12 protein-coding genes are annotated in these 13,042 nt (G+C 51.4%); 8 read left to right on the top strand and 4 right to left on the bottom strand.

The features are described from left to right. Nucleotides 1–16 precede the first annotated feature (16 nt). Nucleotides 17–349, top strand: coding sequence for a hypothetical protein (locus B156_RS0117240; protein WP_018621013.1), 333 nt, complete (start codon nt 17–19; stop codon nt 347–349). A gap of 16 nt (nt 350–365) precedes the next feature. Here B156_RS0117240 and B156_RS0117245 read toward each other — a convergent pair whose 3' ends face one another. Next, nucleotides 366–2,117 (bottom strand): ABC transporter ATP-binding protein, encoded by a 1,752-nt coding sequence (locus B156_RS0117245; RefSeq protein WP_026260884.1) that lies wholly within the window; start codon nt 2,115–2,117, stop codon nt 366–368. A gap of 227 nt (nt 2,118–2,344) precedes the next feature. Here B156_RS0117245 and B156_RS0117250 point away from each other — a divergent pair, with 227 nt between their 5' ends. Further along, a complete protein-coding gene (locus tag B156_RS0117250; protein WP_018621015.1) occupies nt 2,345–3,604 on the top strand; it encodes a DUF2264 domain-containing protein in 1,260 nt (419 codons plus the stop codon). A 23-nt stretch (nt 3,605–3,627) separates the two neighbouring features. Here B156_RS0117250 and B156_RS0117255 read toward each other — a convergent pair whose 3' ends face one another. Both B156_RS0117255 and parS read right to left on the bottom strand, forming a co-directional pair. Further along, entirely contained in the window at nt 3,628–4,077 is a 450-nt protein-coding gene (locus B156_RS0117255) for an RES family NAD+ phosphorylase (RefSeq protein WP_018621016.1), read from the bottom strand. A gap of 84 nt (nt 4,078–4,161) precedes the next feature. Beyond that, nucleotides 4,162–4,602 carry a type II RES/Xre toxin-antitoxin system antitoxin gene (parS, locus tag B156_RS0117260; RefSeq protein ID WP_018621017.1) on the bottom strand — a complete coding sequence of 147 codons (441 nt, stop codon included), beginning with the start codon at nt 4,600–4,602 and terminating at the stop codon, nt 4,162–4,164. Between the two features lie 185 nt (nt 4,603–4,787). Between parS and fumC the strand changes: the two genes are divergently transcribed. From fumC to B156_RS0117290, 5 genes are all read left to right on the top strand, one after another. Beyond that, nucleotides 4,788–6,188 carry a class II fumarate hydratase gene (fumC, locus tag B156_RS0117265; protein WP_018621018.1) on the top strand — a complete coding sequence of 467 codons (1,401 nt, stop codon included), beginning with the start codon at nt 4,788–4,790 and terminating at the stop codon, nt 6,186–6,188. A 329-nt stretch (nt 6,189–6,517) separates the two neighbouring features. Further along, nucleotides 6,518–6,949, top strand: coding sequence for a MarR family winged helix-turn-helix transcriptional regulator (locus tag B156_RS0117275; protein WP_018621020.1), 432 nt, complete (start codon nt 6,518–6,520; stop codon nt 6,947–6,949). A gap of 2 nt (nt 6,950–6,951) precedes the next feature. After that, entirely contained in the window at nt 6,952–8,298 is a 1,347-nt protein-coding gene (locus B156_RS0117280) for a TolC family protein (RefSeq protein WP_018621021.1), read from the top strand. Nucleotides 8,299–8,325: 27 nt separating this feature from the next. Then, a complete protein-coding gene (locus B156_RS0117285; RefSeq protein ID WP_018621022.1) occupies nt 8,326–9,435 on the top strand; it encodes an HlyD family secretion protein in 1,110 nt (369 codons plus the stop codon). Between the two features lie 96 nt (nt 9,436–9,531). Then, nucleotides 9,532–11,091: a DHA2 family efflux MFS transporter permease subunit gene (locus B156_RS0117290; protein WP_018621023.1), complete on the top strand. Its 1,560-nt coding sequence runs from the start codon at nt 9,532–9,534 to the stop codon at nt 11,089–11,091. 149 nt (nt 11,092–11,240) lie between these two features. Here B156_RS0117290 and B156_RS0117295 read toward each other — a convergent pair whose 3' ends face one another. Beyond that, on the bottom strand, nt 11,241–12,002 hold the full coding sequence (locus B156_RS0117295) for an NUDIX hydrolase (RefSeq protein ID WP_018621024.1): 762 nt from the start codon (nt 12,000–12,002) through the stop codon (nt 11,241–11,243). A 158-nt stretch (nt 12,003–12,160) separates the two neighbouring features. On the opposite strand from B156_RS0117295, the gene B156_RS0117300 reads away from it, so the two are divergent. Further along, complete coding sequence (locus tag B156_RS0117300; RefSeq protein WP_026260885.1) at nt 12,161–13,039, top strand: alpha/beta hydrolase; 879 nt, start codon at nt 12,161–12,163, stop codon at nt 13,037–13,039. Nucleotides 13,040–13,042 lie beyond the last annotated feature (3 nt).

Genomic DNA, 13,042 nt, shown 5'->3' on the forward strand with positions numbered 1-13,042 from the left:
AAACACAACGACAGCCATGCGCTACCTCATGCCCGACCCCAGCGAAACGACCGGCGGTGATACCCATAGCCGATCTGTCGAAACGGTTCCAACCGGTATGGAAACAGACCCTCATGCTGATGAGGAAGTGATTAGCCAGCAAAATGACGGAGAATATCCTGAACCGGTGCAGCCGACGGGGGAATCCGTTAAGATAGCACCCGATGATCTGGCCGATTCCATTGCCTACGCGCTGGATGGTAGTGGCCCTGGCCCAACGAATGCCACACCTGCGGTGTCGGGTCACTCAGTTACTGCGGAAGGAATGACCAGTTCAGGGCTTGAAGGGGAGGAAAGAGCAGTGGATTAGCGCGCTGTAAAAGAAACTATACCACTTCTTTATATTGCATCCGGTACAGATTGGCGTAAAACCCTTCGTGCTGGAGTAGCTCCTCGTGGCTGCCCTGCTCCACAATGCGCCCCTTATCGACCACAATAATGTTGTTCGCTTTCTGAATGGTCGATAACCGGTGGGCAATCACGATAGCGGTACGTCCTTTCATCAGTTTACCAATGGCATCCTGAATCATCTCCTCCGTTTCGGTATCGACGGACGACGTGGCTTCGTCGAGCACGATGATTTTAGGGTTCTGTACCATGGCCCGTACGAACGAAATCAATTGCCGCTGCCCCACCGACAGGGTAGAGCCGCGCTCCATGACGTTGTACTCGTACCCGCCCGGCAGGCGTTCGATGAATTCGTGAACCCCAACCAGTTTGGCTGCTTCCACGATTTGCTCCCGCGTGATTCCCTTATCGCCGAGGGTAATGTTGTTTTCTATGGTATCGGAAAATAGAAACACATCCTGTAACACAACGCCAATATTCCGGCGCAGATGACCCAGTTCGTAGTCATGAACATCGACATCATCAATCCAGATATCGCCTTTATTGATGTCGTAGAAACGGCTTAGCAGGTTGATGATGGATGATTTGCCCGCACCGGTAGCCCCCACAAACGCGATGGTTTCGCCCGCATTGGCCCGGAACGAAATGTCGCGTAATACCCAGTCTTCATTGTTGTAGGCAAACCAGACATCCTTGAATTCTACCTTTCCCTGAATAGTTTCGGGGGCGAGCTGGCCATCGTTGCGTGTGAACTCATCACTGTCCAGCAATTTCAGAATCCGGTCGGTACTGACGATGCCCATTTGCAGGGTGTTGAACCGATCGGCCAGCATTCGGATAGGCCGAAAAAACAGGTTGATAAACATCACAAAGGCGGTGACTGTACCAAACGTAACATCGGAATGAATAATCCGGGTCGATCCGTACCAGACAACCATCCCTACTGCCACCGCCGAAATAATATCGGCCACCGGGTAATAAATAGAGTAGTAAAGGATAGACCGGATGTTGGCCGCCCGGTGTTCGTCATTGATGCCCCGAAACTTTTCGGCCTCTATTTTTTCGCTGCCGAAAATCTGAACGATGTTCATCCCCGTGATATGCTCCTGCACGAACGAATTGAGGTTGGCAACGGCCGTGCGCACATTGTTGAACGATTTCTTGATTTTCTCCTTGAAAACGTAGGTACTGAACAGCATGAGCGGAATGGTCGACAGGCTGATAGCCGCCAGTCGCCAGTCGGTGTAGAACATGACCCCGATAATAAGAACCAGTTGCAGGATGTCGCCCGCAATGGCCGCCATTCCCTGACTAAATACATCGGCCAGCGTTTCAACGTCCGATATAGCGCGGGTAACCAGTCGGCCAATGGGGGTATTGTCGAAAAACTTGAGCCGGAGAAGCAGTATTTTCTGGTACAACTGCACCCGAATGTCGCGGATAACGAATTGCCCCAGCCAGCCCGACAGGTAGGTGTTCAGAAACTGAACGACGGCCTGAACAATCAGTACGGCAATCATCAGTACCAGCATCAGCGTTAGCTGCTCGTAATTACCCATCGCAATGACATTATCGATGGTGTACCGAATCATCAGCGGTGCCAGGGGGGCTAAACAGGCCGAGACCAGAATGGTACCAACCAGCAGGTAAAAACGAGTTTGATAGGGCTTCACAAACGTGTAGAGACGTCGCAAAATAGCCCAGTCAAAAATTTGTCCGGTGGCAGGCACTCCGGCCGATGCATCGACGGCCGGCTTTCCGACTGCGGCCGACGGGTCGGCTTTTTTCTGATCTTGGCTCACTGGTAAACGGAAGGGGCAAGTGTTGGATTGGTAACAGTGTTTTTGCCCTGAACGGTTCAGCTAACCGGCACTTGTGTCGCGATTGCTATCGTATTTATCAGTAAAATTCAGGGGTAGTCGCTTTCTTCAAAAGTACCTGCATAACCATTGATTCTATGAAACGACGGACCTTTGCCCGGCTTGCGGCTACCTTACCCATTGGTTTGCATACTGTTGGCGGGGCGATAGACTACAACAAAGCTTCACCTGGCGTGGTCAATGCAACCGGAAAGGAAGACCGGGCATACTGGGTGCAAACACTACTGAAAGTGGCCGATCCGGTGTTATCGGCCCTGGCAAAAAATCAGTTAAAAGCTACGATGCCCGTTGAGTCGGCACCGGGGCAGCAGCCTGGGCGATTGGTTGTATCGCATCTGGAAGCCCTCGGTCGCACGATGGCAGGCCTTGCGCCCTGGCTGGAATTAAATGCCGATGATGATGTACATGAAGGCAGTTTACGGCAGCGCTACCTCGACCTGTCCCGGCAGGCCATTGCCAATGGGGTAAATCCTAAAGCGCCCGATTACTTAAACTTTACCAGAGGTGGTCAGCCGCTGGTCGATGCGGCATTTCTGGCGCACGGTCTTCTTCGTTCCCCCAAGCTCTGGCATGCGCTAAGTACCGTTGAGCAGACCAGCGTAATCAATGCGTTTCAGGCCAGTCGGGCTATCAAGCCCGGTTATAATAACTGGCTTTTATTCAGCGCCATGGTGGAAGCGGCTTTGCTGAAATACGCCGGCTCCGGCGATGAGTTGCGGATGGATTACGCCATTCGCCAGCATCAGGCCTGGTATAAGGGGGATGGCGCTTACGGCGACGGACCCGATTTTCACTGGGACTATTATAATAGTTACGTCATTCAGCCCATGCTGCTCGATGTCGTGAAAACGCTGGATGAGGCCGGTAAAGCCGAAAAAGGATTGTACGAAACGCTGCTGGCTCGTGCGCAGCGGTATGCCATGATACAAGAGCGGTTCATTGGTCCCGATGGGTCTTTTTCGGCTTTCGGACGCTCACTAGCCTACCGATGTGGGGCGTTTCAATTACTGGCTCAGATTGCCCTGCAACAGCAATTACCCCCGGAATTACCGGCTGGACAGGTACGCTCCGCCCTGACTGCCGTTATTCACCGGACAATGGATGTTCCCGGTACGTTCGACGCTAAAGGATGGCTGCAAATTGGCCTGTGCGGACACCAGCCTTCTATTGGCGAGACATACATATCAACGGGTAGTCTATATTTGTGCTCGGTCGCATTTCTGCCATTGGGTCTGCCGGTATCAGCCCCGTTCTGGGCAGAACCGGAAGCCGACTGGACAGCTAAAAAAATCTGGTCGGGGCAGGATGTGAAAACCGACCATGCGCTGAAAGGGTAGGGGTGTTTTTAATGAAAGCAGGCTTATTTCAACCGGGGATCGAATGGATGCGGCTCAACGCTAATCAGTTTCAGCGTGGTATGTTCGGGATGAAGCGGATTGAGCAGGTAATTAAACTCGGTGGGTGAGTGGGCTGACGGAACGCGCATGATCCAGCATTTTCCTTCCTGAATCCACTGTTGAGTTAAATCGGCTAAAGCTGGTAGGTAGGGAAGTTCACGCCAAGAAACAGGCAGCATGTCCGATTCGACTATATTGATTGTTGCGGTTGCTGGTATGCCCATGGTAACCAGAACGAGTCCGGTAGGTGTTTTTTGCCAGTGGCTCAACACTTCCAGCATGGCTAAGGATACCACTTCGGAAGTATATAAAATCTGAGTTCCTTCCCTATGCCAGCGACCCGCTTCGTATAAGCCGCCTAGCCCACGTAAGTCAGTGGCATAGGCTATTTTAGCTATTCGGTAGAGATTCATGAAGCAAAAGTATTGTCGACTACCCCGTCTGATTCTACCGACAAAAAGTATAAAAGTGGCGTAACTATTAATGTGTCGTAAATACTATAGATAAATACCGTGCAGAATCGCGTTTAAAACACGCATTATCTGTTTGCGACCCAGAATCGTATCCAGCAAGTCAATAGGACGCTGATGCTGCAACGATACAATTTGTGCACTGAGCCATTCCTGAAAATCCTGCTGATTTTCAAATACCTCTATACCTTTCTCGTACACTTCTGACAGCGCAATCACTTTCTCTGTCTCGTCTCTGGTCAGCTTCTCTCTAGCCCGGATACGCCGTTGGTACGTACTTTCAGAAATTGCCAGAATTTGGCTCATTACTTTATTGGTAAAACCAAATTTAGTCTGAAGGTGTATGAGCGGCTCTATTGGCAGACCTGATTCGACAACAGCCATTAAGTCCAGTTCATGGCGCACAGGATGCCTTATCAATGATTCGCCACCCAAAGCATTGGCAATTTGACCTATTGATACCTGCATGGTAATTTGATAGTTTAAATACTGTCAAATGATAACAACCTGACAAAGATAACAATTCCTTGCAACCCTGTTCGACTGTGCTTTACCTTTGCGGCTCTAGAGAGTGAAAGAGCAAATGAGTGAAGGAGTGGTTATCCACTAGGCCACATTCGCTCTTTCACTCATTCACCCTTTCGCTCTTTAAAATGGAATACCGTATCGAAAAAGACACCATGGGCCAGGTTCAGGTACCGGCCAATGTGTATTGGGGAGCCCAGACTCAACGCTCCATCGAAAACTTCAAGATTGCTCAGGACATCAATAAAATGCCCCGAGAGATTATCCGGGCATTTGCCTATCTTAAAAAAGCAGCTGCGCTGACCAACCTCGACGCGGGCGTGTTGGCACAGGAGAAAAGTGATCTCATCGGCCAGGCCTGCGACGAAATTCTGGCCGGAAAACTCGACGACCAGTTTCCGCTGGTGGTCTGGCAAACGGGTTCGGGTACGCAGTCGAACATGAACGTCAATGAGGTAGTGGCTTACCGGGGCCATGTGCTCCAGGGCGGTCAGTTGACCGACGAGAAGAAATTCCTGCACCCCAACGACGATGTGAACAAGTCGCAGTCGAGCAACGATACGTTTCCAACGGCCATGCACATTGCGGCCTATAAAATCCTGCTGGACGTAACGATTCCGGGCATTACCAAACTACGCGATACGCTGGCGGCCAAGTCGAAGCAGTTCATGCACGTCGTCAAAATTGGGCGAACGCACTTCATGGATGCTACGCCCCTGACGGTCGGGCAGGAGTTTTCGGGCTACGTTTCGCAACTGGACCACGGCCTGCGGGCTATCAATAATTCACTGGCGCACCTGAGCGAACTGGCCCTGGGTGGTACCGCGGTAGGGACGGGCATCAATACCCCCCCCAATTATTCGGAGAGCGTAGCCAAACACATTGCTACCGTAACGGGTCTGCCATTCATTACCGCCGAGAACAAGTTTGAAGCCCTGGCCGCCCACGATGCCATTGTAGAAGCCCACGGTGCGCTGAAAACAGTAGCCGCCAGTCTGATGAAGATTGGGAATGACATCCGGATGCTGTCGAGTGGCCCCCGCGCAGGCATTGGCGAACTACACATTCCGGATAACGAGCCTGGTTCCTCCATCATGCCGGGCAAAGTGAACCCCACCCAGTGCGAGGCCATGACCATGGTAGCCGCACAGGTGATGGGCAACGACGTAGCCATCAACATTGGGGGCATGAGCGGTCATTTTGAGCTGAACGTGTTCAAGCCGGTCATGATTTTCAACTTCCTGCACTCGGCTCGCCTGATTGGTGATGTGTGTGTGTCGTTCAACGACAAGTGCGCGGAAGGCATCGAACCCATCGAAGCCAATATCAAAAAGCATGTGGATTCGTCGCTGATGCTGGTAACGGCTCTTAACACTAAAATCGGGTACTATAAAGCCGCCGAAATTGCCCAGACCGCCCACAAAAACGGCTCTACACTGAAAGAAACGGCCCTGAAGCTCGGCTACCTGACCGAAGAAGAATTCAATGAATGGGTAAAGCCCGAAGATATGGTGGGTGAGATAAAGTAAAGCCAACAACTGTTACTGTCAGTAGTGAGAGAAGGCCCTTTGCATTCGGTGCAAAGGGCCTTCTTTTTTTCTTGGCGCTGGTTTTTATAAAGCATTCGTGGTTAAAATTCTATTAAAAAAGGATAACCGTTATTGACCGGAATCAACTAAAAACTCTCCGGATGGGCACAAATTGCTATTGTACTATTTCAATAAGTAGATTTTCTTGTATTAAATAAAGTCAGCCTGCCCAGCTTGACAGGAAGGGATGTTTTACGCTGAATTTTATGTCGTTTAAACGAAATTTGTTTAAACGAATATTGGTTTTACCTTTGCTGTGCGATAAAAACATGGAACAGCCACTCATTAATGAATATCATCGGTTAATTAAAAATATCCATCGGACGGATGGGTATATCTTTAACTATTTTGGACAAAAGCTAGCCCCGTTCGATTTGTCGGTGCAGCAGTACATACTGTTGCGTCGCCTGTCCGAAGCGTATCCGGGTAGCCTTACTGCCGGAGAGTTGAAGGAGAAAATGACCGATGTGAACTCCGACATAACCCGACTGACCGACCGACTGGTAGCCAAGAATCTACTGGTCCGGGAAGTAGACCCGCAGAATCGTCGGAAGGTCAATCTGAGGTTAACAGAAGAGTCCTATACGTTCGTAGAAAGGGTATCGGTTGATTTCAAAAACTTTGAATCCATTGTCAGTCACCTGACGGACGATGAAGTAAGCACCTTGAATACACTCCTTGAAAAAATCATAAATCAGTGAACATGAAAAAGTATGTGATAGGAGCCAGTGTTTGGCTGTTAAGCCTGGGATTGGGGCTGGCGCAGTCCGTTCCGACTCAGCCCGGACTGGCCACCCTGCCGCTGAACCAGGCCATTCAACTGGCTTTACAGAATAATAAGGGAATTAAACTGGCCGACTCCCGCACGCAGGCCGCTGAATCGCGTTTGCAGGAAACAAAAGACCGGAGCCTGCCGCAGGCCAATGCGTCGCTGGCTTACTCGCGTTATAGCCTGACAGGGCCGTTTTCGATGGGGCAGGGTAGTGATGGAAAAGCACTCCTCTCAATTCCGGCGGGGGCGTTTAACGCCACCATCGGAGGGGCTACCATTAGTAAAGAGGTATTCGGTGGTTTTGCCGAAAAGTCGGCGGAGTTATCAGCTGATTTACTGGCTAAGGCAACTCAACTGGACGCCCAACGGAACCGGTCGGAGTTGATCTACACCGTTACCGACGCGTATTATAACATTGTTAAGTTGCTTCGCTCAACCCGCGTTATTGACCAGAGCATCAGTCAGTTCGACGAAAAAGAACGGGAAGCGCAGAACTTGCTGAAAGAAGGGGTTGTGACCTCGAATGAAGTACTGAAGATTCAGTTGCAGAAAAATAACCTGAGACTGAGTCGGCTTCAGGTCGAGAAAGCTCGTCAGACAGCCCTGTACAACTTCAGCTTGCTGGTTGGTCTTCCCGATGGGCAGGAAGTGATGGTTGATACCGTGCTGGCAAATCCCGTTGCCGTTGCCGAACCCCTGAGCAGCTTCATGACGCAGGCCATTCAGGGGCGTCCCGAAGTGCGGGCGAATGCCCTGCGCGAACAATCGGCGGTGGCAATGTTGCGAAATACTAAAAGTGTGATGTATCCCCACTTGGGGGTGTCGCTGGGCTACAATTACATCAATCCATCCGCCCGGCTTATTCCCGAAGCTAATTCGTTCGTGAGTGCCTGGAGTCTGGGTGCCGGATTGTCCTATAATATCGGCTCGCTTTACAACCTGAAAGGAAAGTTGCACAGTGCCCAGAACGCCATTGACCAGGCAAACTTACAGGGGCAGCAGCAAACGGACCAGATTCGGAGTGAAGTGGTAACGGCCTATAACAATTATCAACTGGCACTGGAGCAGCAAAATGTAATTGGCACCGCTGTGGGGCAGGCACAGGAAAACTACCGCCTGACGGAATCCCGCTTCCGGAATGGCCTGGTTGGCTCAACCGATTTACTGGAAGCCAACAGCTTTCTGTTACAGGCGCAACTCAATGCAATTAACGCAACTGTCGATGCGCAACTGGCCTATCAGCGCCTGTTGAAAGCGACGGGAAATAACCTCAATTAATTTTCGAGAACGAGTACACTCATAATCATGGATAAGAAAACAGTAATTCGGGTAGGGGGCGTCATTGTGCTGGCTGTTGCGCTCTTTTTTGGCTACAGTGAGTTTCGTTACCTGCAACGGCACGAAACTACCGACGATGCGCAGATTGATGGCGATGTGAACCCGGTGATTCCAAAAGCGGGTGGGTACGTGAAAGAGATTCGCTTTAAAGACAATCAGTTCGTGAAGGCGGGTGATACCCTGGTAGTGCTGGATGATGCGGATTACCGCATTCGGGTAGCGCAGGCCGAAGCCGCTTTGCAAAGTGCGATGGCCGCTGCCGGGGTGTCCCGGTCGCAGGTGAACGTAGCCGCGGCCACCATTCAAAGTTCACAGGCCAGTGTGCAAACGGCTCGTAACCAAGTGGCAACGGCGCAGGCAAATGTAGCGGCCGCTCAAGCCCGGGCCCGCAAAGCCACGCAGGATTTTGAGCGATACGGTCGATTACTGGCCGAGAAAACCGTTCCTCAGCAACAGTTCGACGCCGTACAGGCTGAGCGCGATGCCGCTCAGGCGCAGCTACAGGCGGCCCAGGCCCAGTTGCAAACGGCGCAGTCGCAGGTGAGTGCCGCCGGTACGCAAACGGGCGTGACCAGTTCCCAACGCCGGGCCACAGAAGGGCAGATTTCCGTAGCGCAGGCTGCCATCAAACAGCGTCAGGCCGACCTGGACATGGCCGAACTGCAACTGTCCTACACCGTAGTGAAGGCGCCCATTTCGGGGGTGGTTTCCAAGCGGGCCGTGCAGATAGGTCAACTGGTTCAGCCGGGTCAGGCCCTTTGCTCGGTGGTGAGTAATTCAACCCTGTGGGTGACGGCAAACTTCAAAGAAACGCAGTTGCAACAGATGCAGCCCGGCCAGACGGTCGCTGTGGACGTGGACGCATTCGAAGACGAGAAACTGGTTGGACACGTGGGTTCATTTGCCGGAGCTACGGGGGCAAAATTCACCCTGCTGCCCCCCGATAACGCCACGGGTAACTACGTGAAAGTAGTGCAACGAATTCCGGTCCGGATTGACCTGGACAAAAATAGCCCCCTCTACGCCAAGCTTCGCCCCGGTATGAGTGCGACGGTAGCGGTGGATTTACAGAAATAAGAAGGTTTACGGTTTGTCGTTTATGGCTGGCTGACGCATTTGTTGCTGACGAGTAGCCAGCCATAAACGATAAATCAATTACCTAAAATCAACACTATGAAGAAGTTAGGTTTTGATAAATGGGTCGTTGTAATTACCGTGACAACGGCTGCCCTGCTGCAAACCATCGACTCGTCCATCGTGAACGTGACGCTGAACCAGATGATGGGAAATCTGGGGGCATCGCTGGGCGATATCAGCTGGGTCGTAACGGGATACGCAGCCGCCAGTGCTGTGATGATTACGATGTCGGGCTGGCTGACGGCTAAGCTGGGCCGTCGGAATTACTTTGCGGCATCCATCATCCTGTTCACCATCGCGTCGATATTCTGCGGTACTTCCACCAACGTGTGGGAACTGGTGTTTTTCCGGGTAGTACAGGGTATTGGTGGGGGCGGGTTGTTGACCACCGCCCAGTCCATTCTGATTCAGACGTTCCCGAAAGAAGACCTGGGTATTGCCAATGCTATTTTCGGGATGGGCGTAATTATCGGGCCTTCCATCGGCCCTACACTTGGTGGGTACATCACCGATAATCTGTCATGGAACTGGGTATTTTATATCAATATTCCCTTCGGTATTCTGGCTACGTTCCTGACGTATACATACATCAAGGAGCCTGCCGAAAAGGTAATGGCGGGTAAGATGGACTGGCTCGCGCTTATACTCCTGATCATGGGTATTGGCGGGTTGCAAATCATTCTGGAGAAAGGGCACGAGGAGGACTGGTTCGATTCAACGTTCATCATCGGTATGTCTATCGCGGCTGTTGTTGGTCTGATTGGTTTCATCTGGCGACAACTGGCTGTCAAAATGCCCATTCTGGATTTGCGCTTACTGAAGCAGCGCCGGTTTTCGGTGGGTACGCTGTTCAATTTCATCCTGGGCTTCGGGCTGTTTGCGTCGGTCTTTATCATCCCGGTTTTCTGTCAGACCATTCTGGGCTTTACGGCCAGCCAGACGGGGTTGCTGCTGATGCCCGGTTCCCTGGCTACGGGTATGATGATGCCCATTGTTGGCGGTTTGCTCAGTAAGAATTACATATCGCCCATCTGGTATGCCGCCATCGGCTTTCTGATGTTCTTCGGCTTCTGTTTCGATTTGTCGGCCATTAGTCTCGTGGCCGGGCCGGACTATTTCTTCTGGCCGCTTATTATTCGGGGCATTGGTATGGGATTGATTTTTATCCCATTGACAACCATTACGTTATCGGATCTAAAAACCATCGAGATTCCGCAGGGTTCGGCCCTTACCAATATGATTCGTCAGCTGGGCGGTACGTTTGGAACGGCCATAATGACGACGTACATCTCCACTCGTACTATGTTTCATGCTTCGCGGCTGGGCGATAACGTCTCGCTATATAACCCGCTCTCGGCCGAACGTATCCGGCAGTACACCAGTCTGTTTTTGTCGAAAGGGGATGCTCTCGTGACAGCGACCAGCAAGGCGTATAGCGTGCTGCACGGGGCCGTTATCAAACAGGCGCTGGTGATGACCTATGCCGATGCGTTCCTGATAATTGGCGCATTCTTCCTCATCTGCGTGCCGCTGCTGTTGCTATTTATCGGTAAGAAAATTGAAGCCCCGGCCCACACCGAAATGGTGATGGAGTAAGCTGGTTATCAACCTCTTTTGTCTGTTATTAAAGTGTCGGGAGAAAGCTTCCGACACTTTTTTGTTTTTGAGGCCAAATCAGGATGGACTTAGGTAAGCCACGAATAAACCTATCCCACCCTGTGTATTGTTATTCGTGAGTCAAGGTGTCAAGCAGTTTTGGCTTCAAGGGTAGGCAACCTGTTTGTCGGCTCGCTGGGCTTAAATCGGTATAGAAACGGAGCTTTGTGAGGGGTGCCCGCCCGGCGTTCGGAAAGACGCTCCAACTGCCCTGACGCCATTACTTTCTTGTAAAAATTACGTCCGTCCAACGAAAGTCCCAGGATGGTTTCGTGCAGACGTTGTAGTTCCGGAATCGTAAAGGTGTCGGGCAATAAGTGATTCAGAGGCTGGTCGTTGAAGTCTTTTCGCAGCGACAGTAGTGCAACGGCAATGATGTGGTTATGGTCAAAAAGTAGGGCTGGTACGTCGTCCAGACTCCACCAGGCGCATACTTCCGTCAGGAAATCGGGCGTCGGTATTACTTTCGAATGTTCCACCAGCGCGTAATAGCCCAGGGATATGGTCCGTTCCGACCACTTGGCACCGTCGACGGGCAGGTTAATTTTTCGCCAGGTAGCTTCCTGATCGTAGCGAACGGCTTCGCCAAAGACATGAAACTGCTGGAGGTAAAGCGCATCCAGACCCGTTCGTTCCTGCATGATGCGCTGGGCTGCTACATCGACCGATTCGGCTTTCCGAATGAAGCCGCCCGGCAGGCTCCACGCATCCGTTCCTTTCCATCGCAGCAACAGAACCTTTAGCTGATTCTGGTGGAAGCCGAAGATAACCCCATCAATGGACAGGTAATGGATGCACTGATCGAATACTTCCTGGTAGTACCGAACAGCCGGATCATTATACTCAGTCATAATACTCAGTCATAAAATGTTACAATAAAATCATGAGCGATGATGCAGGTAAAGTTGCCTTTGCGTACTTTTGACGTAAAGATACCTCAATTTGGTTTCTATACCCGAATCGTGTAGGTAGATTATCCTGCGCTTTCACTAAAAGGAACGCTGAACTCATGCATTTTTTTCGTCTATTTCTTGGTTGTAATCTGCTCGCGTTGTCACTATCGGCGGCTATGGGTGCCAGTGTTGACACGCTGGCTATTCCGAGTGCCGCCATGAATCGGTCAATGCGCGCGGCAATTGTACTGCCGGCCACATACGCAAAAGCTAAAACGAATTACCCTGTTCTGTATTTGCTGCACGGGGGTGGGGGTACCTTCAGCGACTGGCTGAAACAAACACCCGATCGGATGCTGGTGCATAAACTGGCCGATCAGTACAACCTCATCATTGTCATGCCCGAGGGCGAACGGCTGGGAGGGTATCTGGACAGCCCATTGCAGAAAGATAACCAGTTTGAAACCTACATTGCCAAAGAGGTCATTGACAAAATAGATAATACGTATCGCACCATCCGCGACCGCAAAGGGCGGCTTATTACGGGTTTGAGCATGGGTGGTCATGGAGCCTTATACCTGGCTACGCGCCACCCGGAGTTATACTGTGCTGCGGGCAGCATGAGTGGCGCCCTGGATTTGAATTCGGCCAACTGGCGCATTACGCCCGAGTTTGCCAAACAGATTGAACCCGGCTTTACCCGGATTCTGGGGCCGATGGGGTCAACTCCCGACTATTACGCGGCCAACTCCGTTGTGTACATGACCGAGAAAATGAAGGCAAACGATGTGAAATTAATCATCGACTGTGGTGTAGACGATTTTCTGATCGAGCCCAACCGGGAGGTGCATCGTCGGTTGGTGTACAATAAAACGCCCCATGACTACACCGAACGGCCCGGTGGTCACACCTGGGACTACTGGGAGAATTCCCTGCCGAATCATATGCTGTTCTTTTCCAATGTGCTGAAAGCCAACGGTACAATTGCTCAATAACTC

The sequence above is a fragment of the Spirosoma luteum DSM 19990 genome, from assembly GCF_000374065.1.
Lineage (GTDB): Bacteria > Bacteroidota > Bacteroidia > Cytophagales > Spirosomataceae > Spirosoma > Spirosoma luteum.